Here is a 23,765-nt window from a genome sequence, read left to right as displayed (position 1 = left end):
GTTGCACCGTGGCCGAACAGATCCGCTTGACCGGGGCGCAGCAGACGCTCCTCGGTCCCCTGCACGCACGCGCGCTCGACAGCCTCCGCGCCGATCCGGTGCTGGGGGACCACGCGGCCCACGAACTGGCCGCGCGCATCGACTTCGACTTCCGCCGGTTGCGGATGGACTCCGCCGACCGGATGGCCGTGGTCCTGCGCGCCAAGGAGATCGACGACCGGGCCCGCGACTTCCTCGCCGCGCACCCGGACGCGGTCGTGCTGCACCTGGCGTGCGGCCTGGACTCCCGGCCGTTCCGACTCGAAATCCCCGACGAGGCGCGGTGGTTCGACGTGGACATGCCGGACGTCGTCGAGCTCCGCGACCGGCTCTACCCGCAGCTGCGCGACAACCACCGCACCCTCGCCGCGTCCGTGACCGAGACCGGCTGGCTGGACGAGGTCCCCCCGGGCCGGCCGACGCTGGTCATCGCCGAGGGCCTCACGCCGTACTTGTCCGAGCAGGACGGGATCGCGCTGCTGCGGCGGCTCGTCGAGCGGTTCGGCAGCGGCGCGATGCTCTTCGACGTGGTGGCGCCGTGGACCGTGCGCGCCGCCAAGCACTCCGGGTTCCTGCGCAGCACCGGCGCCCGCTTCCACTGGGGAGTTGGCGATCCGCACGACCTGGAGATCAAGGTGCCGGGGCTGCACCTGCGCGGGTCGGTGCCGGTCACCGCGCTGCCCGGGGTCGCGAAGGTCGAGCCGCGCGACCGGCGCATCGCCGGTGCGATGAACGCGGTGCCGCCGCTGCGCGACGCGATGCGGGTGCTGCGCTTCGACTTCGAGCGCGAGAAGCGCATCCCGGTCGATCTGACCGGCCCGGCGGCCACCATGCTCGCGACCCTGCACCTGCGCGCCCTGGACAACCGCTCGCCGGAACCGGTGCTGGCCGATCGCTGGGCGGACGCGGCGGTGCGGCGCCTCGACTACGACTTCACCCGGCTGGGACTGCGGGCGAACAACGCGATCTCGGTGGCGATCCGCGCCAAGGCCCTAGACGAGCAGGTGCGCGCCGCGCTGCGGCCGGGGATGGCGGTGCTGCACCTGGGATGCGGGCTGGACAGCCGCTTCGAGCGGGTGAACCCGCCCGCCGACGTCCAGTGGTACGACGTCGACCAGCCCGCGGTGATCGAGCTGCGCGAGCAGCTGTTCGCGTCGTCCCCGAACCGCCGCGCGCTCGGACGCTCCGTCACCGATCCCGGTCTGCTGGACGAGATCCCCGCGGACCGGCCGGTGCTCGTCGTCGCCGAGGGCCTGACGATGTACCTGACCAGGCAGGACGGGGAATCGCTGGTGCGCCGGATCGTCGACCGCTTCCCGAGCGGGCAGCTGTTGTTCGACGCGTTCAACACGGTGAGCATCCACCTCAACAACGTCGCCAACCCGGCGGTGACCCGCTCCGGCTCGCGCCTGCACTGGGGCATCGACGATCCGCGCGGGCTGGAACCCCTGGGCCTGCGGCTGGTCTCGGAGATCTCGTTCCTGGACGCTCCGGAGCTGGCCGGTTACCCGCTTCCGGCCCGGCTCGTCTTCCGCGCCATGTCGAAGATCCCGACGCTGAACCGCCTCGGCCGAATCCTCCACTACCGCTTCTGACGGCTCACGCGGCGGAGGGGTGCCAGGCCTCCTGGAAGCAGCGGCGGGCCCGGTGCAGGCGGGACCGGACCGTGCCGACCGGCAGGTGCAGGGTCTCGGCCATCTCCTCCTCGCTCAGCCCCCACGCGCGCAGGGTCAGCACCTCGCGATGCGGGGTCGACAACCGTTCCAGGACGTCGTGGATGTGCACGCGGTCCAGCGGGTTGGCCTCGTGCCGGGCCTCGACCGAGGAGTACGTCGTGCCGTCGTTGAGGCGTTTGACCGTGCGGACCGCTTCGCGGATCGTCACCGAGCGGACCCAGCCGTAGAAGGCCGCGGGTTCGCGGACCGTCGTCAGGCCGCGGTAGATCGCCAGCAACGCCTCCTGCACCGCGTCCGAGGTGTGGTACCGGGCGACCGACGCGCACACCCGGGCCACGTACGGCGTGATGTGCGTGAGCAGCTCGTTCATCGCCTGCGACTCGCCGCTCTGGGCGCGCGGGAGCAGGGCGGGGACGGGGTTCGGTTCGTGCGCGATCGTCATCTCGGAGGCTCGCTCCTCGGGTGGAACCGGTCGGGTGCGCTCAGGTGAGGAGTCCGCGCGGGGCGGGCAGCGACAGCAGCTCCGAGCGGAGGTCGTCGCGGAACGAGCGCATGAACTCCGCGCTGAAGCATGCGGTGTGGTGCGGCAGCTCGACGGCCAGCCGCCCGTCGAAGGACACGACGCAGGCCATCAGCGGACTGCGGCCTGCCTGCGGGAAGTAGTGCTCGCGGCCCGGCACCAGGCGCACGTCGACCAGCTCCAGCCCGTCGGGCGGCCGGGGGCCGGGCACCTCGCCCATGTTCGTCGCGATCACCGTGGCCATCTGCAGCGCGGGGTGGTTCGGGACCTCCGGGGTGATCCGCATGTCGTGGAAGTGCTCGCCGCGGGCGATGGCCGCGCGCAGGTGGGCGGTGATCTCACCGGCGAGCGCGACGGGTTCGGGGTTCGCGGCGACCGGCAGCGCGTGCAGGTGGGTGGCCACCGCGGCGACCATCTCGTTCGGCGGCACCGGCGGGGTGATCCGGGAGCGCAGGTCGACCGGGGACAGGCAGCCCAGCACGCGCGGGTCGTCGCCGCCGAGGCGGGCGCGGGCGACCGACAGCAGCGCAGAGCCGATCAGCCCGTGCACCGAAACGCCTGCGCTGCGGGCGAATTCGCGCAGCGCGGTGGTGCGGTCGGCGTCGAGCAGCAGTCTGCGGACCTCGATGCGGCCGCCGCTGCGGGGTCCGTCGTAGGCGAGCAGCTCGACGGGGTTGCGCTGCACCTCGGTCAGGCGTCGCCGCAGGTGCTCGGCGGTGACGGCGTCGTCGGCGGGCGGCAGCAGACCGCTGATCGGCGCGGGCCACCCGCGTTCCACCGGGGCGGCGAGCGGGGCGCCGGAGGCGAGCGCGCGGTAGCGGTCCCAGACGGCGTTCTGCAGCGCGATCGCACTGTGCCCGTCGATGACCGCGTGGTCGACGGAGATGACCAGCAGGTGGCGCCGCCCCACCGGCTCGGAGGCCAGGGTGGCGCGCACCAGCGGGCCGCCGACCGGCAGCGGGTCGTTGAGCTCGTCGCCGTGCGCGGTGTCCATATCGGACCGCAGCCGCAGCTCCGGTCGCTCGTGCGGGCCGAGGAGTTCGAAGACGTGACCGTCGCCGTCCGGCGCGATCCGGGAGCGCAGCGTCGGGTGCTCGGCGACCACCTCGTCGAACGCCCGCGCCAGCAGCGTCGCGTCGAGGACGCCGCGCACCTCGCAGGAGAGCACGGCCCTGCTGCGCTGGCCGACGTAGAGCGCTTCCACCGGGCACAGTGCGCGTCGCATCGCTTCCGCCCTTTCCCAAACGCCGCGATCCCCTTTTTCCCGGAGAACGGAGGCGTTCCTCAGCACGCGTTTTTCCCACGCCTGAACTTCGCATCGGCAGGGTCGGGACCAGAAAAGGCGGGAGGCCGATCAGAAATCAAGACATCCGGCGCAGAAGCTAAGGATTTCCCCAGACCGAGACCGGTCGAACCAGTCCGCAACCACCCGGGCGGCAGCATCATCAACGCAGTTCACGCGGCATTCACCGGCACGATGGGCACACCCGTGCAGCCCTGCGGACTGCCCGTTCCGGCGGCTCGACACCGATACGGGAATGGGCTGGATCACGGCCCGCGAAGCGCATTCTAGGTGTTCTCCTAGATCGGACATTCCTCCCGCGTTCTCCGGTCTTGACCGGGTTGTCGCGCTCAGGCAATGTGCTCCGCGCGGCGGGAGATCGCGATTCCCGCCGAACGCGCGAACGCATTTCCCCGACCATTTCACCCCGGCTCTCCCGGCGCTTCGCCGCACCCACGCGGGGGTGCGGTCGGGTGCGCGCGCAGATCGGTGCGCCCACGACCGGCTGCGGGAGCGGGCGCCGTTGGAAGACCGCTCGCCACAACGGGGTTGGTGCCATGTCAGTCCGCCGGGAAGATCGCCGACCGCTGTCCGGAGCGCAGGAGGGCCTCTGGTTCGCCCAGCGCCTCGCCCCGGGCAGCGCCGCCTACAACACCGGTGAGCACGTGGAGATCCACGGGCCGATCGACGCCGAGCTCTTCGAGATCGCGCTGCGCCGGACCGTCTCCGAGATCGACACGTTCGCGCTGCGCTTCTTCGACACCCCGGACGGTCCGCGCTGCGACCTGGGCGCCGGTGACGACTGGCCGCTGCACCGCGAGGACTTCCGCGACTCCGACGACCCGGTGGCCGCGGCCGAGGAGTGGATCCACCGCGAGCTGGCCACGCCGGTGGACCTCGACGCGGGACCGCTGTTCTCGCACGCGCTGCTGGATCTGGGCGCCGAGCACCACATCTGGTTCCTGCGCGCGCACCACATCCTGCTCGACGGCTACAGCTACAAGATGGTCGCGCGGCGGCTCGCCGACACCTACACCGCGCTGGCCGCCGGGCGGCAGCCGGAGCCGGCGCGGTTCGAGTCCGTGCACCGGCTGCAGGAGGACGAGGCCGCCTACCTGGACTCCGAGCGCAGCGAGCGGGATCGCGCGCACTGGGCGGAGCAGCTGGCCGGGCTCCCGGAACCCGCGCGGCTGACCGACCGCACCGCCGCCCCGGTCGCGCCGTTCCTGCGCCGCACCGTCGACCTGGACCGCGACGAGGCCGAGGTGCTGTCGGCGGCGGCCGCGCGGCTCGGTGTCGCGCGCACGGATCTGCTGGTCACCGCCATCGCCGCCTACCTGCACCGGATGACCGGTGCCGACGACCTGGTGCTCGGCCTGGCCACGATGAGCCGGTTGGGCAGCGCCGCGCTGCGCACCCCGGGCACCGCCTCGGACATCCTGCCGCTGCGGATCGCGGCGGCCCCGGAGACGCCGATCGGCAAGCTCGCCGGGTCGGTGGCCGACGAGCTGCGGGCGCTGCGGCGGCACCAGCGGCAGCGCGGCGAGGTGCTGCGCCGCGACCTCGGGCTGCTCGGCGGCGGTCGGCGGATGCACGGGCCGGTGGTCAACGTCGTGCCGTTCACCGAGGACCTGGTGTTCGCGGGCAGCCCGTCGACCTCGCACCACCTGTCCGGCGGGGCGGTGGAGGACCTGCAGATCTCGATCCGGCCCGGTGCCGACCCGGAGGCGCTGTGGATCGCCTTCGACGCCAACCCGGAGCTCTACGACGAGGCCGAGCTCGACGCGCACCTGCGGCGATTCCTGCTGATGCTGCGGCAGTGCGCCGAGGCCGACGCGGAACTTCCGGTGGGCGCGGCGGAACTGCTGCTGCCGGAGGAGGAACCGCGCGACGCGGAGGCTCCCGGGCACTCGGTGACCACGACGCTGGCCCGCCGCTTCGAGGAGCGGGCGGCGCGCTTCCCGGACCGCGTCGCGGTGTCCTGCGCGGGCGAGGCCGTCACCTACGCCGAGCTCGACGCCGACGCGAACCGGCTGGCGCGGCTGCTCGTCGAGCGCGGCGCCGGGCCGGGAACGGCGGTGGCGCTGGCGCTGCCGCGCGGGATCCGCCTGGTCGCGGCGGTGCTGGCGGTGCTCAAGACGGGCGCGGCGTACCTGCCGCTGGACGTGCGGCATCCGGCCGAGCGGCTGCGGCTGGTGCTCGACGACGTCGACCCGGTCGCGCTGGTCACCGACTCGGCGCACGCCGAGCAGCTGCCGGTCCCGGCGACCGCGGTGCTCGACGACCCGGCCACCGGAACCGACCTGGCCGGGCGGGAGACCGGGCCGCTCACCGACGACGAGCGCACCGGGCCGACCGGGCCGGAGGACATCGCCTACGTCATCCACACCTCCGGTTCCACCGGGCGCCCCAAGGGCGTTCCGGTGCCGCACGCCAACGTGCTGCGGCTGTTCGACGCCGCCGCCGAGCACTTCGACTTCGGCGCCGACGACGTGTGGACGCTGTTCCACTCGTGCGCGTTCGACTTCGCCGTCTGGGAGCTGTGGGGCCCGCTGCTGCACGGCGGGCGGCTGGTCGTGGTGCCGCACGAGGTGAGCCGCTCGCCGGGCGAGTTCCTGGACCTGCTGGCGACCGAGGGCGTGACGGTGCTGAACCAGACGCCGTCGGCGTTCGAGCAGCTCGCGGCCGCCGACGACGGGCGTCCGCTGGCGCTCCGGTACGTGGTCTTCGGCGGCGAGGCGCTGCACCCGGACCGGCTGCGGCCGTGGGCCGAGCGGCGCGGCCTGGACTCGCCCGCGCTGGTCAACATGTACGGCATCACCGAGACCACGGTGCACGTCACGCACCACCGGATGACCTGGGCCGATCTCGACGACCCGCGCCGCGCGAGCGTCATCGGCCGCCCGCTGGCCGACCTGCGGGTGCACGTGCTCGACGCCTCCGGGCGGCCGGTGCCGCCGGGCGTGGTGGGCGAGATGCACGTGTCCGGGCCCGGTGTGGCGCCGGGCTACCTGAACCGGCCGGAGCTGACCGAGGAGCGGTTCGTGCCGGATCCGTTCGGTCGCCCGGGAACCCGCGCGTACCGCACCGGCGATCTGGCGCGGCGGCGCCGGGACGGCGTGCTGGAGTACGTCGGTCGCGCCGATCAGCAGGTCAAGATCCGCGGCTTCCGCGTCGAGCCCGGCGAGGTCGAGGCGGTGCTGGCCGAGCACCCGGCGGTCGCGCGGGCGGCCGTGGTGGCCCGCGCGCGGGACGGGCAGCCGCAGCTCGTGGGCTACGCGGTGCCCGGCTCGGCGAGGCCGGAACCGGCCGAGCTGCGGGAGCACCTGGCCGCGAGACTGCCCGAGCACATGGTCCCGGCGGCGTGCGTGGTCGTCGACGAGTTCACGCTGACCGCCAACGGCAAGCTCGACACCGCCGCGCTGCCCGAACCCGATTTCGCCGCCTCCGCAGGGGGAATCCCGCCGAGCACGCCGGAGCAGGCGCTGGTGTGCGGGTTGTTCGCCGAGGTGCTGGGGCTGCCGGAGGTGGGCGTGGAGGACGACTTCTTCGCGCTGGGCGGGCATTCGCTGCTGGCGACCCGGCTGCTGGCGCGGCTGCGCGCGGAGACCGGCGCGGACGTGCCGATCTCCGCGCTGTTCGACGCGCCCCGCCCGGCGGCCCTGGCCGCGCGGATCGGCGCGGGCACCGGCGCGCGGCTGCCCGCGCTCACCGCCGTCGAGCGCCCGGATCGGGTTCCGCTGTCGTTCGCCCAGGAGCGCATGTGGTTCCTCGACCGGCTCGGCGACCGGGCCGCCACCTACAACATCCCGCTGGTGGTGCGGTTGCGCCACGACGTCGACGTCGAGGCGCTGCGGGCCGCGCTGGGCGACGTCGCCGCCAAGCACGAGAGCCTGCGCACCGTCGTCGCCACCGACGAGGACGGGGTGCACCAGCTCATCCGCGAGCCCGGTGAGCTGGTACCCGAGCTGCGGGTGGTGGACTGCCCGGCCGCCGAGGTCGACGCCCAGGTCGCCGCGGCCGCGCGGCACCACTTCGACCTGACCGGCGAGAGCGCGCTGCGAGCGGGCCTGTTCGGCACCGGTGACGAGCGGGCGCTGCTGCTCCTGCTGCACCACAGCGCCGCCGACGGCTGGTCGCTGCGGCCGCTGGCCGACGACCTCGGCGCCGCCTACCGGGCGCGCGTCGCGGGCGAGGTGCCGCAACTGCCCGCGCTGCCGGTGCAGCACGCCGATTACGCGCTCTGGCAGCGGGAGCTGCTCGCGCCCGGAGCGGGCCGGATCGAGCAGCTCACCGCGTTCTGGAGCTCGGCGCTGGCCGGGCTGCCCGCCGAGAGCGCCCCGCCGGCCGACCGCCCCCGCCCGGACACCAGCGCGGGTGGGGGCGCCCACACGACCTCCACCGTGGACTCCGATCTGCACGGCCGGTTGCTGGAGCTGGCCGAGCGGGCCGACGCGAGCCTGTTCGTGGTGCTGCACGCGGCGGTGAGCGCAGTGCTGACGCGCTGGGGCGCCGGGGAGGACGTGGTGCTGGGCACGCCGGTGGCCGGGCGCGGTGATCCGGCGCTCGACGACGTGATCGGCCTGCTCACCAACACCCTCGTGCTGCGCGCCGACACCGGCGGCGACCCGACGTTCCGCGCGCTGCTGGCCCGGGTCCGCGAGGGCGACCTCCGGGCGCTGGACCACCAGGACATGCCGTTCGACCGCCTGGTGGAGGAGCTCAACCCCGCCCGGCACCCGGCCCGGCACCCGCTGTTCCAGGTGATGCTGGCGCTGCAGAACAACGACAGCGCCGTGCTGGACCTGGGTTCCGAGCGCGCGGCGCTGCGGCCCAGCGCCACCGGCACCGCCAAGTTCGACCTGTTCGTCGACGTCCTGGAGCGCCACGACCCGCAGCAGCGGCCGGACGGACTGGAGCTGCACGTCGAGTACGCCACCGACCTCTACGAACCGGCCACCGCCGAGGAGTTCACCCGCGCGCTGCGCGAGGTCCTGGAGGCGGCCTGCGCCGACCCCGACGCCCCGCTCAGCGCCCTGACCACCCGCACGCGACCGGCCGCGACCGGGAAGTCCGGCGCGGCAACGGATCTCGAACGGGCCGCCCTGGCGGTGCCCGGCATCCGCGACGCGGTGGTGCTCGACGACGGCGTGATGGCGGTGGTCCCGGACCGGCAGGGCGCCGTTGACCAGGTCGAACGATCCCTGGCGGGGGCGGCGCGGGTCGTCGCGGTCAACGACCTGCCGCGCGATCAGGACGGCGCGGTCGACGTCGCCGCGCTGCGCGCGCTGCCGCTGGTCGACCAGCGCTGCGCCCAGGAGTGGCGGGCGCGGCTGGCGGCCGTCGACGGGGTCCGCGACGTCGAGGTGCGGTTGGAGGACGTCCCGGTCGAGCTGGAGCGCCGCCACGTCGGCACGCCGCGGGTCGAAGCGGCGCACGCGCTCGAAACCGGTCCGGCGAGCGCGGTCCCGGCGCTGTCCGAGGGCCCCGTGCTGCCCGAACCGTCGGTGCCCGACTGGGCTTCGGCGCTCACCCGGGCCGCCGAGCGCGGCGACGGCGAGATCGTGCACGTCCGCCCCGACGGCACCGAGAGCCGCATGAGCTACGCGGACCTGGTCGTCCAGGCCTCCCGGGTGCTGACCGGGCTGCGCCGGGCGGGCCTGCGGCCGGGTGACCAGGTGATCATGCAGTGCGACGGCACCGAGGACTTCGTGGCCGTGCTGTGGGGCTGCGTGCTGGGCGGTTTCGCGGCGGTGCCGCTGACCGTCCCCGGCTCCTACGACACCGGGTCGGCGGCGCTGGCCAAGCTCGACGGCATCTGGCGGATGCTGGGCCGCCCGGTCATCGCGGCCTCCGCGGGCAACGAGCCCGGCATCCGCGGCCACGCCGCCCGCGAGAACTGGCCGGACCTGCACCTCCTCACCGCCGACGAGCTGCGCGCGCACCCCGAGGACCGCGACTGGTACCGCGCCGATCCCGACGACCTGCTCCTGCTGCTGATGACCTCCGGCAGCACCGGCCTGCCCAAGGCGGTCCGGCAGACGCACCGGGCGGTGCTGACCCGCTCGGCGGCGACCGAGGCGATGAACGACCTGGGCCCGCAGGACGTCTCGCTGAACTGGATCCCGCTCGACCACGTCACGGGCGTGGTGATGTTCCACCTCCGGGACGTCTACCTGGGCTGCCGCCAGGTGCACGCGCAGACCTCGTGGATCCTGGAGGACCCGCCGCGCTGGCCGGAGCTGATGGACCGGCACCGGGTCAGCGTCACCTGGGCCCCGAACTTCGCGTTCGGGCTGCTGGCCGAGCACGCCGAGCGGTTCACCGGCCGGGACTGGGACCTCTCGCCGGTGCGGCTGGTGATGAACGCCGGTGAGGTCGTGGTCGCCTCGGCCGCGCGGAAGTTCCTGCGCGCGCTGCGCCCGTTCGGGCTGCCGCAGCACGTGATGCACCCGGGCTGGGGCATGTCCGAGACCTGCTCGGTGGTCACCGACTTCGCGCTGCCCGGCGAGGTTCCCGGCTACGACGAGTCGTTCGTCAGCTGCGGCCTGCCCTACCCGGGCTTCGGGATGCGGGTCGTCGACGAGCAGGACCGGCTGCTGGTCGAGGGCGAGGTGGGCCGGTTGCAGGTGCGCGGCACCTCGGTGACCGGGGGCTACCACGACAACGCCGGGGCCAACGCCGAGTCGTTCACCGACGACGGCTGGTTCGACACCGGTGACCTGGCGTTCCTGCGCGACGGCGAGCTGTTCATCACCGGCCGCGCCAAGGACGTCATCATCGTCAACGGGGTCAACCACTACAGCCACGAGATCGAGGCGTGCGTCGAGGAACTGCCCAGCGTGGTGCGGAGTTTCACCGCCGCCTGCGCGGTGCGCTCGGACCCGTCGGTCAGCACCGACGAGCTCGCGCTGTTCGTGCACCTGGCCGAGGGGCAGGACGCGGCGGTGGCGCTGCGCGAGATCGGCGGCAAGGTGACCCGGGAGATCGGGGTGAGCCCGGCGTTCCTGATCCCGGTGGCGCCGGAGCGGATCCCCAAGACCGAGATCGGCAAGATCCAGCGCACCAAGCTGCGGAAGAGCTTCGAGGCGGGCGAGTTCGACGCGGAGGTCCGCGAGTCGCAGCTGCTGCTGGGCACGTCGGCCACCGTCCCGGACTGGTTCCTGCGCCCGGTCTGGCAGCGCGCTCGGGCCGATCACCGCGGCGCACGAGCGGTCGGGCACGCGGTGGTGTTCGCGGGTGAGCGGCCGGAGCTCGCCGAGCGCCTCGCCGAGCGGCTGCGCGCCGAGGGCGGGTTGTGCACGGTCGTCCGGCCGGGTGCGGAGTTCGAGCGCGCCGACGCGGCGGCCTACCGGGTCGGGTCCGACGAGCGGGACCTCGCCGCGCTGCTGGCCGCGCTGACCGCCGACGGCCGCGAGGTCGACGCCGTCGTGCACCTGGCGCCCGGCGGTGACCAGCCGTGGGGTGGCGGTGCGGAGTCGCTGCTGGCGCTGGCCCGCGCGCTCGCGGACCGGCCCGGACGTCCGCGCCCGCTGGACCTGCTGCACGTGACCGCGGGGGCGCAGGCCGTCGCCGACGACGAGCTGCCGTCCCCGGCGCACGCGGCGGCCGGGGCGCTGCTGAAGTCGCTGCGCGAGGAGCGGCCGTGGCTGCGCGGCGCGCACCTCGACGTCGGCGCCGGCGAGGACGCGCTGGAGCCGATCCTCTTCGAGCTCGCCCGGCATCCCGCCGACCCCGAGATCGCGGTCCGAAGTGGACGGAGGTACGCGCGCGGGCTCGCCCCGCTGTCCGCCGACCCGGCCGAACCCGCGCGGCAGGAGGGGTTCCAGCTGCTCAGCGGTGGCCTGGGCGGTGTCGGCGAGGACGTGGCCGCGCACCTGCTCAGGACACCGGGGGCCAAGCTGCTGCTGCTCGGGCGCACCCCGGCGACCGACGGCGACCGCGCGGAGCGGATCGCGGCGCTGCAGCGTCTCGGCGACGTGCGCTACGCGGTCGCCGACGTCACCGATCCGGCGCAGGTGCGCGCCGCCGTGGACGCCGCGGCCGCCGAGTGGCGGGTGCCGCTGACCGGGGTGCTGCACCTGGCGGGCGATTTCGACGAGCGCCCCGTGCAGGAGCTCTCCCCCGACGGCTGGCGGGAGGCGCTGGCCGCGAAGGTCCTGGGCGGGTGGACGCTGCACCAGGTCGCCGCCGAGCACCCGGTGACGTCGTTCGTCGCGTTCTCCTCGGTCAACGGGCACTTCGGCGGGTCGATGAACGCCGCCTACTCGGCGGCCAACGCGTTCCTCGACGCCCTGGCCGTGCACCGGCGGCGCAGCGGCCTGCCCGGCCAGAGCCTGGCGTGGAGCATGTGGCGGGAGCGCGGCATGAGCCGCGGATACCGGAACACCGAGCTCACCGAGGTCCGCGGCTACCGGGTGCTGGACCCGGCGCTGGCGCTGCGCTCGTTCGACTTCGCCCGCGGCCTCGACGAACCGCACCTGCTCATCGGCGCCGACCGCACCACCCCGTGGGTGCGCAGCCACGTGCGCGCGCCCGCGCGGCAGCTGCGGCGGCTGGCCGGGCGGGTCGGGCTGGACGCGGGCACCGACCTCGGCGCGCTGCACGAGGCCGCGGCGGCCGGGGCCGCGCCCGGCACGTGGGTGCTGCGCTCGGCCGGGACCTCGGCCCGCGCCGAGCAGGCGGGCAGCGACGACCTGAAGCGGCTCGAAGGCGAGCTCGCCGAGATCTGGGGCGGGGTGCTCGGGCGCGACGAGGTGGGGCGCGACGAGAACTTCTTCGACCTCGGCGGCAACTCGTTGCTGCTGGTCAAGGCCCAGACCGCGATCAACGGGGCGCTCGGCTGCGAGCTCGGCGTGGTCGACCTGTTCGCCCACCCCACGGTGCGCGCGCTGGCCCGGCACCTGGCCGAGCGGGGCACGTCCGCACCCGAGACCGACCGGCAGGCCGAACCCAGCGGCCTGGACCGGGCCAAGCAACGAGCACAGCGGCAGCGGGCCGCCCGCAGCGCCCGCCGCCTGCGGAAGGATCGCGATGCATGACACCACGCCGGAGGACGCACCGGCCGTCGCCGTGATCGGGATGGCGGCGCGGCTGCCCGGAGCGTCCGATGTGGACGAGTTCTGGTCGAACCTCGCCGCCGGGCGGGAGTCCGTGCGCGCCGTCGACGACGAGGAGTTCCTCGCCGCGGGCGGTGATCCGCGCGACCTGGACGATCCCGCGCTGGTCCGCATGGCGTCCACCGTGGACGGCGTGGACCGGTTCGACTCGGGGTTCTTCGGCTACAGCCCCGCCGAGGCCGCCGTGGTCGACCCGCAGCAGCGGCTGCTGCTGGAGACCGCGTACCACGCGCTCGAAGACGCGGGCCGTCCCGAACCCGACGCCGAACTCACCACCGGCGTGTACGCGGGCGCGGGCGACAGCCGCTACTACCCGGCGCACGTCCACCCGCGCTTCGCCGGTCAGCCCGGCAGCGTGGAGCTGGTGCACTCGGCCACCGCGAACTCGCTGGGCACGCTGGCCACCCGGATCTCCTACGAGCTCGGGCTGACCGGGCCGAGCGTGTCGGTGCAGACGGCCTGCTCCACCGCGCTGGTCGCGGTGCACACCGCCTGCCAGGACCTGCTGGAGTTCCGCTGCGACACCGCGCTGGCCGGGGCGGCCTCGCTGAACCCGTCGGCGGCGCTGGGCTACCGGCACGTGCCCGACGGGCCGTTCTCGCCCGACGGGCACTGCCGCGCGTTCGCCGCCGACGCGGCGGGCACCTCCTCCGGTGACGGCGTGGGCGTGGTGGTGCTCAAGCGGCTGGAGGACGCGCTGGCCGACGGCGACCGCATCCGGGCCGTCATCCGGGGCACCGCGCTGAACAACGACGGTCGGCGCAAGGTGGGCTTCACCGCGCCCAGCTCCGCCGGGCAGACCGAGGTCGTGCTCGCCGCGCAGGCCCAGGCCGACGTCGACGCGCGCACCATCGGCCTCGTCGAGTCCCACGGCACGGCGACCCGGATCGGCGACCCGATCGAGATCTCGGCGCTCACCGAGGCGTTCCGGGAGTCCACCGACGACACCGGTTTCTGCGCGCTGGGATCGGTGAAGACCAACATCGGGCACCTGGGCGCGGCCGCCGGGATCGCCGGGTTCATCAAGGCCGTGCTCGCCCTGGAGCACCGGCAGATCCCGCCGAACCTGCACTTCACCGAGCCCAACCCGCTGATCGACTTCCCGTCCGGCCCGTTCCGGGTGCCGACGGCCCTGGAGCCCTGGCCCGACCCGGGGCATCCGCGCCGGGCGGCGGTGAGCGCCTTCGGCATCGGCGGCACGAACGCGCACGTCATCCTCGAAGAGGCCCCACCGCAACGGGATTCGCCGCGCCCGCCCTGCTCCGGACGGCAGGTGCTGCCGCTGTCGGCGCGCACCGCCGGGGCGATCCGGGGCCAGGCCGAGGCACTCGCCCGGCACCTGGAGACCCATCCCGACCTGCGGCTCGACGACGTGGCGCACTCGCTCCGCGTCGACCGCCCGACCTTCCCGCACCGGCTCGCGGTCAGCGCGTCCAGCCCGGAGGAGGCCGTCGCCGCGCTGCGAGCGGCCGGACCCGCAGGTCGCGCGACCGGGGAGGACGAGCCCCGCATCGCGTTCCTGCTGCCCGGCGGCGGCACCCAGCACGTGGGCATGGGCGCCGAGCTGTACCGCGACGACGAGGTCTACCGGGACGCGGTCGACCGCTGCGCGGCGATCCTGCGCCCGGTGCTGGGCGAGGACATCCGCACCGCGCTGTTCGAGCGCGCCGAACCGGGCAGCCCGGCGGCGATGCTGGCGCTGGTCGTCACCGAGCACGCGCTGGCCACGACCCTGATCGAGGCCGGTGTGGTGCCGGACGCGCTGATCGGCCACTCGCTCGGCGAGTACACCGCCGCGTGCCTGGCCGGGACGTTGGAGCTCGACGAGATGCTGCCGCTGGTGGCCGAGCGGCTGCGGCTGATCGTCTCCGCCGGGGGCGCCACGGTCGGTGTCGCCGCCCCCGTGGAGGACGTGCGGGAGCTGCTCGACGACCGGTTGTCGCTGGCCGCGATCAACGGTCCCGAGGCGTGCGCGGTCGCCGGGCACACCGACGCCGTGGCGCGGCTGGAGGACGAGCTGACCCGACGGGAGGTGCCGTTCCGCCGGTTGCGGGTCTCCGCCGCCGCGCACTCGCACGTGCTGGACCCGGTGGTGGACGCCTTCGCCGCGCACCTGCGCGGGGTTTCGCTGCGGCCGCCGCGGATCCCCTACGTCTCCAACGTCACCGGTACCTGGGCGGGCGCGGAGGTGACCGGCGAGCAGCACTGGATCGACCACTTCCGCCGCACGGTCCGCTTCGCCGACGGCGTCGCGACGCTGTGCGAGGACGAACCGGTGCTGGTGGAGATCGGCCCGGGCGACGGGCTCACCAAGCTCGCCAGGGCCCAGTTCCCGGGGGTGCGGGCGGTCACGACGATGCGGCACGCCAAGGCGCGGCAACCCGACGGGCTGGTGCTGGCCGGTGCGCTGGGCGGGTTGTGGAGCCACGGCGTCACCTCGGCGCTGCCGGAGGTCGCGGGCGAGCCGCGTCGGGTGCGGCTGCCCGGCTACGCCTTCGAGCGGCACCGGCACTGGATCGACGCCCCCGGCGCCAGCACCGGCGGCGAGCAGCGGGCGGAACCGGTCGAGCCGGTGCTGGCCCCGCGCCCGCACCTGACCACGCCGCACCGCGCGCCGAGCACCGACCGGGAGCAGGCGGTGGCGTGGGTGTGGCAGGAGACGCTGGGCATCGAGGGGATCGGGTTGGACGACAACCTCTTCGACCTCGGCGGTGATTCCATGCGCGCGGTGCTGCTCGCCGGTCGGCTGCGTCAGGCCGGTCTGCTGGACGTGCCCGCGGCGGCGCTGCTGGCCGCGCCCACGATCGCCGGGGCGCTGGCCGCCGACGGCCCGAGCCCGAACACCCTGAGCCCGCTGCTGACGCTGCGCGCCGAGGGCGGCGAGACCCCGCTGTTCTGCGTCCACCCGGGCGCGGGCGTGGCGTGGCGCTACACCGGCCTGCTGCCGCACCTGGGCGCTGGCCAGCCGGTTCACGGCATCCAGGCGTTCGGGCTCGACGGCACCCGGCCGCCCGCCGCCGACGCCGCCGAGATGACCCGGTCCTACGTCGACCTCGTCCGCGAGGTCCAGCCGCGCGGCCCGTACCGCCTGCTCGGCTGGTCCTACGGCGGTTTCGTCGCCCACGCGATGGCCTGCGCCTGCAGGCCGACGGCGAGGAGGTGGAGCTCCTGGCGATGCTCGACGCCCCGCTACCGGAAGGTCTGCCGTACACGCCGGAGGGCATCGAACGCCAGGTCGCCGGCCTGCTCGGCCGAATCGCCGGGCTCACCGACGCCGAGGACGTGGCCGAGGTGCTGGACCGGATCGGCCGACTGTCCACAGCGGACTCCCCGGTCACCCGCGACGAGGCGACGTCGATCGCCGAGGTGATGCGCAACAGCCTGCGCATCGCCCCGCAGTTCGCCCCGGGCACCTTCGACGGCGACGCCCTCTTCTTCACCGCCACCGAGGACGTCCCCGGCGCGGCCGACGACTTCGCGCTGGCCCCCGACAAGGCGGCCCACTGGCGCCGCCACGTCACCGGCACCCTCCACGACCACCCGATCCCCTGCGACCACTACGAGATGACCGAACCCGGCCCGATCGCGCACATCGCGGAAACCCTCCGAAAAACCCTCGACCAACACCCCGGCCCCCGGTGACCGGGGTGGGGAAGTTTTCATGAAAACTTCCCCACCACCCACCTCCGGAAGGTGACATCCTCCAGCCCCGCACGAAGAAGTGAAGTTTCAGTTGAAACCACCCCCGCTCCACACCGAAGACTCAGTCGTGGACGGAAGAACCTCCTGGTCACGCAGAGGAGAAAGACAGTTTCAGTTGAAACCTTGCGGCTTCTGAGGGAGTGGGGTTTCAACTGAAACCTCCCTGGCGACGTCGTGGGGTGGTGGGGGAAGTTTTCATGAAAACTTCCCCCACCACCGACCCACAGAAGGTGACCCTCCTCGACCGGGTCAGGGTCGGAGTTGCTTCTTGAGGATCTTGCCCGCCGGGTTCCGGGGGACCGCGTCGATGAACTCGATGCGGCGCGGGCGCTTGTAGGGGGCGAGGTTCTCCTTGAGGAACGCCAGGAGTTCCCGTGCCGTGACACCGTCCGCGGCGACGTGGGCCAGCGGGACCTCGCCGTAGTCGTCGTCGGGGATGCCGATCACCGCCGCGTCCCGGACCGCCGGGTGCGTCATGAGCACCCGCTCGATCTCCGACGGGTAGACGTTCTGCCCCGCCCGGATGATCACGTCCTTGCTGCGGTCGACCAGGTGGATCCGCCCGTCCTCGTCGAGGAACCCGAGGTCGCCGGTGACGACCCAACCGTCCACGGTGACCTCGCGGGTGGCCTCCGGGTCGTTCCAGTAGCCCTGCATGACACCGGGTCCGCGCACCACGATCTCGCCGATCTCCCCGGTCGGGAGCTCGACGCCCCGCTTGTCCACCGCGCGGGCGGACATGCCCGGGATGACCCGGCCGCAGGGGATGCGGGCGGTGACGTCGCCGGGCTGCGGGTGCTCGTCCGGGCCAAGCGTCACGAACGGGCCGCCGACCTCGGTCATGCCGTAGACCTGGCGGAATCCGCAGCCGAGCCGGCGCACCGCGTCGGTGTAGACGTCGATCGGCATCGGGGCCGCGCCGTAGAGGACCTCGCGCAGCGACGACAGGTCCGCGGACTCGGCCGCCTTCGCCTGGAACATGAACCGCAGCATCTGCGGGACCAGCCACATGTGCGTGGCGCGGTGCTCCTCCACCGCCGCCAGCGCGCGCTGCGGCGTGAACCCGGGCATCAGCACCAGCGTCGCGCCCGCCGCCAGGTAGGTCAGCGACACGACCATGCTGCCGTGGTACAGCGGGCAGCAGTTGACCATCACGATGTCGTCGGTCGGCCGCGCCTGCACGAGCCAGCCGAGCGCGATGGCGCGGAACGAGCCGCTGTCGACGGTCACGCCCTTCGCCCGGCCCGTCGTCGCCGAGGTGTGCAGCACCGCCACCGGGTCGGTGTCGGCGACCTCCGGCAGCTCCACCTCCGGAGCCGTGCTGCCGAGCGCGGCGAATTCCGGCTTGTCGAAGGAGACCCGGACGCGCACCGACGGCAGGTCGGTGTGCCGGTCCAGCAGCTCGGACTCGCCGAGCATCGCCACGGCGCCGACCCGCTCGATCATCTCGGCGGCTTCCGGGGCGGCGACGCTGTGGTTGAGCGGCACGAACAGCGCGCCGACGCGCGCGATCGCGAAGTAGCTCTCCAGCACCTCGACCCGGTCCTGGGACAGCACGACGACCCGGTCGCCGCGCTGCACGCCGAGTTCGATCAGCCCGCGGGCCAGCTCGACCGTGCGGTCGTGGAACTCCGCCCAGGTGACGCTGCGGCGGTCGTCGACCAGGGCCGTGCGGTTCGGGAAGCACTGGCGGTTGCGCTCCGCCAGCTGGGCCAGCCACATCACGCGCCGCCGGTGGTGGCCGCGCGCTCGGCGATGAAGCGCTCGTAGTCGGCGATGGTGCGCAGCTCCTCGACGTCCTCGGCGGTGATCTCGACGCCGGTGCGCTGTTCGACGAGCAGCACGAGGCGCACCAGATCGCCGGAGTCGATGCCGCTGGCGGCGAGGTCGACGTCGTCGCCGACCTGGTCGGCGTACTCGGCGGTGCCGGTGAGTTCGACCAGCAGCTCCCGGATGGTGCTCATGGCAACCTCTCTCGCTTCTTCGACAACGTGTGCCCCCGGGGAGGAGGCGCGCGCGGGCGCCCGCGATCCCCGCGCCCTCGGTGAGGTTCGTCACGCCACCGGGCGGGATAGTCGGCGCCGGATCGGCACTCCTTCTCGGGTGGGAACACCGCGGGTGATCACGTGAGGAGTGGTGCGGGGTGCGCAGGCAACGCGGACGAGGCGGGAACCCGTGAGCGCCCCGCTCTCCGAACAGCGGCAGTCCGAGCAGGAGCTCACCGAGCGCTTCGAGGCCCTGCTCGCCGACGGCGCCTCGGTGGAGCCGCGCGACTGGGTCCCGGACGGCTACCGCCGGATGGTGCTGCGGCAGGTCGCCCAGCACGCCCACTCCGAGATCATCGGTATGCAGCCGGAAGGCGCGTGGCTGACCCGCGCCCCGTCGCTGCACCGCAAATCCGTGCTGCTGGCCAAGGTTCAGGACGAGGCTGGCCACGGCATGTACCTGTACTCGGCCGCCGAAACCCTGGGCGCGGACCGCGACGAGCTGCTCGACGCGCTGCACGACGGCAGGCAGCGGTTCGCCGCGACGTTCAACCACCCGGCCCTGACCTGGGCCGACACCGGCGCGATCGCGTGGCTCACCGACGGCGCCGCGGTGCTCAACCAGGCCCCGCTGTGCCACACCTCCTACGGGCCCTACGCGCGGGCGATGCGGCGCGTCTGCCAGGAGGAGACGTTCCACGTCAGGCAGGGCTACGACCAGATCCGCGCGCTGTGCCGGGGCACGCCCGCGCAGCGCGAGATGGCGCAGGACGCGGTGAACCGCTGGTGGCTGCCCGCGGTGGCGCTGATGTTCGGCCCGCCCGACACCGTCGCGGGCGGCGCCGACGAGCGCACCGCGGCGATGGGCGCGGCGGTGTCCCGGCGGGCGATCGCGTGGGGCATCAAGCGGCACACCAACGACGAGCTGCGGCAGCGCTTCGTCGACCAGGTGGTGCCGCAGGCCGAGGCGCTGGGCCTGGACCTGCCCGATCCGAACCTGCGCTGGAACGCCGAGCGCGGCCACTACGACTTCACCCCGATCACCTGGGAGGTGTACCGGGACGCGCTGGGCGACGACCTGCCCTCGGCCCGGCAGCGCATCGCCCACCGGCTCGCCGCGCACGAGGACGGGGCGTGGGTGCGCGAAGCCGCCCTCGCCCACGCGGCTCGCGAGGAGGCCTCATGAGCGGCGCTTCCTGGGAGGTCTTCCTGCGCCCGCGCCGGGGTTTGGCGCACCAGCACGTCGGTTCGGTGCGCGCGGCCGACGCGGACCTGGCGCTCACCCGCGCCCGCGACCTCTACACGAGGCGCGGCGATCCGCTGTCGCTGTGGGTGGTGGCCTCGGAGGCCGTGCACGCGTCCGCGCCCGACGAGCACGACCCGTTCTTCAGCAACGCCCGCCACAAGCCCTACCGGTACCCGGAGCAGTACCCGATGACCGAGGAGAACGGGGATGCGTGAGCACGCCGACCTCGCGGAACTGGCGCTGCGGCTGGGCGACGACGCGCTGATCCTCGGTCAGCGGCTGTGCGAGTGGATCACGCGCGCGCCGACGATCGAGGAGGACCTGGCGCTGTCCAACATCGCCCTCGACCTCATCGGTCACGCCCGGGTGCTGCTGTCCTACGGCGGCGAGCTGGACGGCAGCGGGCGGGACGAGGACAAGCTGACCTTCGGCCGCACCGAGCGGGAGTTCCGCAACGCGCTGCTGGTGGAGCTGCCCAACGGCGACTTCGCGGTGACGATCGCGCGGCAGCTGGTGTTCACCCACCACGCGGTCCCGTTCTACGAGCGGCTGGCCAGGTGCGGCGACCCCGAGCTGGCCGCGTTCGCCGAGCGGGCCGCCGCCGAATGCGCCTTCCACCGCAGGCACGCCTCCGACTGGGCGGTGCGGCTCGGGCTCGGCACCGAGGAGAGCGCCCGCCGGATGCGGGCCGGGCTGGAGCGGGTCTGGCCGCACGCGGCCGAGCTCGTCGAGACCGACCCGGTGGTGGAGCGGCTGGTCGAGGCCGGGCTGCACCCGGAACCCGATGAGGTGCGCGAGGTCTGGCACGACGGCGTCACCGAGGTGCTCGCCCGCGCCGGGCTCGCCGAGCCGAGGCCGGGCCGGCACGCCACCGGCGGCCGAAGCGGCCTGCACACCGAGGCCTTCGGCTCGCTGATCGCCGAGATGCAGTCGGTGCACCGCCAGTTCCCCGGAGGCACCTGGTGAGCGCGGACCTGGTTCGGGAGCGGGTCGAGGCGTTGCCGGACCCCGAGCTGCCGATGATCACCCTCGGCGAGCTGGGCGTGATCCGCTCCGCGCGCACCTCCGGCGACGGGCGCGTGGAGGTCGAGTTCACCCCGACGTTCCTGGGCTGCCCGGCGATCCCGGCGATCACCGAGGCCATCGAGGGCGTGCTGCGCGACTGCGGCCACCCCGACGGCCGGGTGCGGCACGTGCTCTCGCCCGCGTGGACTCCCGAGCGGATCACCGCGTCCGGGCGCGACAAGCTCGCCGAGCACGGCATCGCGCCGCCCGGCGGCCCCACGCCGGTGGGGCCCACTCCGTTGGGCCTCGGCCTGGGAACGCCGTGCCCGCACTGCGGTTCGCAGGACACCCGCCCGCACAGCTCCTTCGGCCCGACGCGCTGCCAGTCGCTGCTGCGCTGCGCGCGGTGCCGGGAGATCTTCCCGTGCATCACGGCGATGTGAGGCCCCGATGACCTGGTACCCGCTGGAAGTCACCCGCATCGACCACCTCCCCGCCGAGTCGGTGGCGCTGTCGCTGCGCGTCCCGCCGGAGCTGGCCGGGACCTTCGCGCACCGGCCGGGCCAGCACATCGTGGTCCGGCACAGCTCCCCGGCCGGGGAGCTGCGGCGCAGCTATTCGGTGTGCCCGCCGCCCGACGACCGGGCGGCGCTGCGGCTGGTGCTCGCACCCGTCACCCCCGGCGGTTTCGGCAGCTACGCGCGCACCGAGCTGGCCTGCGGAGACGTGCTCGAACTGTCCGCTCCGGCAGGCGCTTTCGGGCTGCCGGACGCTCCGGGCGCGCACCACGTGCTGCTCGCGGGCGGCAGCGGGATCACCCCGCTCGCCCCGATGGCCGCCGCCGCGCTGCGCGACGACCCGGACTGCCGGGTCTCGCTGGTGCACTCGGTCCGCACCGCCGCCGACGCCCTGCTCGCCGACGAACTCGCCCTCCTCAAGGACGAGTTCCTGAGCCGCTTCGACGTCCTCCACGTCCTCTCCCGCGAGCACGGCGGCCCCTCCCGCGAGCACGGCGGCGGGGACCTCCGCACCGGCCGCCTCAACCCCGAGAAGCTGCGCCGACTCCTGGACCTCCTCGACGCGACCCCCGACACCCGCTACGCCCTCTGCGGCCCGCCCGGCCTCCTCACCACGGCCCGGGAAGCCCTCACCGACGTCCCCCCGAACCACGTCCGCACCGAGCTGTTCCAGTCCCCCGCGTCGAGAACCGCGGCTTTCGACGCGGAGACCGACACGCCCGGGGGTGGTCGGATCTCGGCGACGCTCGGGGGGCGGACCAGCAGCGTCGCGATGCTGCCGCAGGACCGGGTGGTGCTCGACGCGGTGCTGCGGCACCGGCCCGACGTGCCCTACTCCTGCCGCGACGGCGTGTGCGGCAGCTGCCGCGCCAAGGTCGTCGCCGGCGAGGTCGCGCTCGGGCCGCAGCACGCCCTGGACTCCGACGACCTGGCCGACGGCTACACGCTCGCCTGCCGCGCCCGCCCCCGCACCGACGAGCTCGCGCTCGACTTCGACGCCTGAGGAGACGACGTGACCCCCACCCCGCGCCACGAAGGCCGCACCGCCCTGGTCACCGGCGGCAGCCGCGGCATCGGCAGGGCCATCAGCAGGCGGCTCGCCGCCGAAGGCGCCCTGGTCGCCGTGCACTACGGCCACGACCACGACGCCGCCGAGCGGACCGTCGAGGAGATCGTCGCCGACGGCGGCCGCGCGTTCCCGGTGCACGCCGAGCTCGGCGTCCCTGGCGACGCCGACACCCTGTGGGCGGCGTTCGACCGCGAGATCGCAGGTCAGGACGCCGAACCCGGACTGGACGTGCTGGTCAACAACGCGGGCATCACCCTGCCCCGCACCATCGCGAACGTGACCGAGGAGGACTACGAGCGGCTGTTCGCGATCAACACCCGGGCGCCGTTCTTCATCGTCCAACGCGGACTGCCGAGGCTGCGCGACGGCGGCGCCATCGTCAACGTCTCGTCGGTGACGACGCGCTTCGCCTACCCGGCGATCATCGCCTACACGATGAGCAAGGGCGCCCTGGACACCTTCACCCTCGCCCTGGCCAAGGAGCTCGGCCCGCGCGGCATCAGGGTCAACTCGGTCGCTCCCGGCTTCACCGAAACCGAGATCAACCCGACCCTGCGCAACCCGGAGATCCGCCGGAACTACTCGGCCGAGTCGGTGTTCGACCGGCTCGGGCAGCCCGAGGACATCGCCGCCGTCGTCGCGTTCGCGGCCGGCGGCGACGCCGGGTGGACCACCGGGCAGTGGATCGACGCCAGCGGCGGCGTCCGGATCTGAAACCCCGAATCCCGCAACCTCCGGTCCCCGTAGGAGTGGTGATGACCGACCGCGCCTCCGCCATCGCGGAGCTGTCCACCGACGACCCCCTGACCCAGCCGTTCCAGGGCTCCAGCCCCTACGACGAGTACGTCCGCGCGACGCTGCTCAACACGCTGCAGGAACCGCTGACCGACGCCGCCGACGAGATGGGTTTCCTGGTCACCACTCAGGTGATGGAGCTGTGGTTCACCCTGATCGTCCACGAGTGGCGGGCCGCGCGGGAGTCCTTCCGGGCCGACGAGCTCGACACCGCGATGGACGCGCTGCTGCGCAGCCGCCGCGGCCTGCAGGCGCTCAACAGCTCGTGGGCGCCGATCGCGGCGCTGACACCCGTGCAGTTCAACGGTTTTCGCGCCGCCTTCGGCAAGGCGTCGGGTTTCCAGTCGGCGATGCAGCGGCACATGGAGTTCCTCATCGGGCAGAAGTCGACGGCGCTGCTGCGCGCGCACTCCGGCGACCCGGACGTCCACAAGGGACTGAGCGAGGCCCACGAGGAGCCGTCGCTCTACGACGAGGTGCTGCGGTTCCTGCACCGGCAGGGGCTTCCGGTGCCCGAGCACGTCCTCACCCGCGACGTCACCGAGCCCTACTCCTCCGATCCCGGCGTGGTGGAGGTGTGGCGGCAGGTCTACGCCGGGGACCAGCGCCACCCACTGCTGCGGCTGGGCGAGCTGCTCACCGACGTCGCCGAGACGATCACCCGCTGGCGGCTGGACCACGTGATGGTGGTCCGCCGCGCGATGGGCTCCAAGCCCGGCAGCGCCGGGTCGGCGGGAGTGAAGTACCTGGAGAAGCGGGCAGCGATCCCGGTCTTCCCCGAGCTGTGGGAGGCCCGCGGTGCCATGTGA

At 73.9% G+C, this 23,765-nt stretch carries 15 protein-coding genes; 11 read left to right on the top strand and 4 right to left on the bottom strand.

The features are described 5' to 3' along the window. Nucleotides 1-8 precede the first annotated feature (8 nt). Nucleotides 9-1,634 carry a class I SAM-dependent methyltransferase gene (locus REH65_RS20510; protein ID WP_281455282.1) on the top strand — a complete coding sequence of 542 codons (1,626 nt, stop codon included), beginning with the start codon at nt 9-11 and terminating at the stop codon, nt 1,632-1,634. Between the two features lie 4 nt (nt 1,635-1,638). Here the strand turns inward: REH65_RS20510 and REH65_RS20505 are convergent, their stop codons facing one another. Together REH65_RS20505 and REH65_RS20500 are read right to left on the bottom strand one after the other, a co-directional pair. Beyond that, the gene (locus REH65_RS20505; RefSeq protein WP_406688706.1) at nt 1,639-2,157 is read right to left on the bottom strand and encodes an RNA polymerase sigma factor; all 519 of its coding nucleotides are present in this window, start codon (nt 2,155-2,157) and stop codon (nt 1,639-1,641) included. A gap of 40 nt (nt 2,158-2,197) precedes the next feature. Beyond that, complete coding sequence (locus REH65_RS20500; protein WP_406688705.1) at nt 2,198-3,460, bottom strand: phthiocerol/phthiodiolone dimycocerosyl transferase family protein; 1,263 nt, start codon at nt 3,458-3,460, stop codon at nt 2,198-2,200. A 614-nt stretch (nt 3,461-4,074) separates the two neighbouring features. Between REH65_RS20500 and REH65_RS20495 the strand changes: the two genes are divergently transcribed. Genes REH65_RS20495 through REH65_RS20485 form a run of 3 tightly spaced genes read left to right on the top strand, consistent with a single transcriptional unit; the run spans nt 4,075 to nt 16,278 of the window. Further along, nucleotides 4,075-12,558, top strand: a complete 8,484-nt coding sequence (locus tag REH65_RS20495) for an amino acid adenylation domain-containing protein (protein ID WP_406688704.1) — start codon at nt 4,075-4,077, stop codon at nt 12,556-12,558. Continuing rightward, entirely contained in the window at nt 12,551-16,006 is a 3,456-nt protein-coding gene (locus REH65_RS20490) for a type I polyketide synthase (protein WP_406688703.1), read from the top strand. The genes REH65_RS20495 and REH65_RS20490 overlap by 8 nt, the downstream gene beginning before the upstream one ends. After that, nucleotides 15,919-16,278, top strand: a complete 360-nt coding sequence (locus REH65_RS20485) for a hypothetical protein (protein ID WP_406688702.1) — start codon at nt 15,919-15,921, stop codon at nt 16,276-16,278. Before REH65_RS20490 ends, REH65_RS20485 begins: the two co-directional genes overlap by 88 nt. Nucleotides 16,279-16,587: 309 nt before the next feature. Here the strand turns inward: REH65_RS20485 and REH65_RS20480 are convergent, their stop codons facing one another. Together REH65_RS20480 and REH65_RS20475 are read right to left on the bottom strand one after the other, a co-directional pair. Beyond that, complete coding sequence (locus tag REH65_RS20480) at nt 16,588-18,060, bottom strand: class I adenylate-forming enzyme family protein (RefSeq protein WP_406693202.1); 1,473 nt, start codon at nt 18,058-18,060, stop codon at nt 16,588-16,590. Then, entirely contained in the window at nt 18,060-18,302 is a 243-nt protein-coding gene (locus REH65_RS20475; protein WP_406688701.1) for an acyl carrier protein, read from the bottom strand. Before REH65_RS20475 ends, REH65_RS20480 begins: the two co-directional genes overlap by 1 nt. 211 nt (nt 18,303-18,513) lie before the next feature. Between REH65_RS20475 and paaA the strand changes: the two genes are divergently transcribed. The 7 genes from paaA to REH65_RS20440 are packed head-to-tail and all read left to right on the top strand — an operon-like array spanning nt 18,514 to nt 23,765. Next, a complete protein-coding gene (gene paaA, locus REH65_RS20470; RefSeq protein ID WP_406688700.1) occupies nt 18,514-19,509 on the top strand; it encodes a 1,2-phenylacetyl-CoA epoxidase subunit PaaA in 996 nt (331 codons plus the stop codon). Continuing rightward, nucleotides 19,506-19,784: a 1,2-phenylacetyl-CoA epoxidase subunit PaaB gene (paaB, locus tag REH65_RS20465; RefSeq protein ID WP_093414020.1), complete on the top strand. Its 279-nt coding sequence runs from the start codon at nt 19,506-19,508 to the stop codon at nt 19,782-19,784. Before paaA ends, paaB begins: the two co-directional genes overlap by 4 nt. After that, nucleotides 19,777-20,535: a 1,2-phenylacetyl-CoA epoxidase subunit PaaC gene (gene paaC / locus REH65_RS20460; RefSeq protein ID WP_406688699.1), complete on the top strand. Its 759-nt coding sequence runs from the start codon at nt 19,777-19,779 to the stop codon at nt 20,533-20,535. Before paaB ends, paaC begins: the two co-directional genes overlap by 8 nt. Continuing rightward, a complete protein-coding gene (gene paaD, locus REH65_RS20455; RefSeq protein ID WP_406688698.1) occupies nt 20,532-21,017 on the top strand; it encodes a 1,2-phenylacetyl-CoA epoxidase subunit PaaD in 486 nt (161 codons plus the stop codon). The genes paaC and paaD overlap by 4 nt, the downstream gene beginning before the upstream one ends. 7 nt (nt 21,018-21,024) lie before the next feature. After that, nucleotides 21,025-22,095 (top strand): 2Fe-2S iron-sulfur cluster-binding protein, encoded by a 1,071-nt coding sequence (locus tag REH65_RS20450; protein ID WP_406688697.1) that lies wholly within the window; start codon nt 21,025-21,027, stop codon nt 22,093-22,095. Between the two features lie 9 nt (nt 22,096-22,104). Beyond that, the gene (locus tag REH65_RS20445; protein WP_406688696.1) at nt 22,105-22,875 is read left to right on the top strand and encodes an SDR family oxidoreductase; all 771 of its coding nucleotides are present in this window, start codon (nt 22,105-22,107) and stop codon (nt 22,873-22,875) included. A gap of 41 nt (nt 22,876-22,916) precedes the next feature. Beyond that, nucleotides 22,917-23,765: a tryptophan 2,3-dioxygenase gene (locus REH65_RS20440; protein WP_406688695.1), complete on the top strand. Its 849-nt coding sequence runs from the start codon at nt 22,917-22,919 to the stop codon at nt 23,763-23,765.

This window comes from Saccharopolyspora sp. ID03-671, from assembly GCF_045278815.1.
In the GTDB taxonomy this organism is placed as follows: Bacteria; Actinomycetota; Actinomycetes; order Mycobacteriales; family Pseudonocardiaceae; genus Saccharopolyspora; species Saccharopolyspora ipomoeae.
Note: the sequence above shows the minus strand (reverse complement) of the source record. Positions and strands in the feature narration are given on the sequence as shown.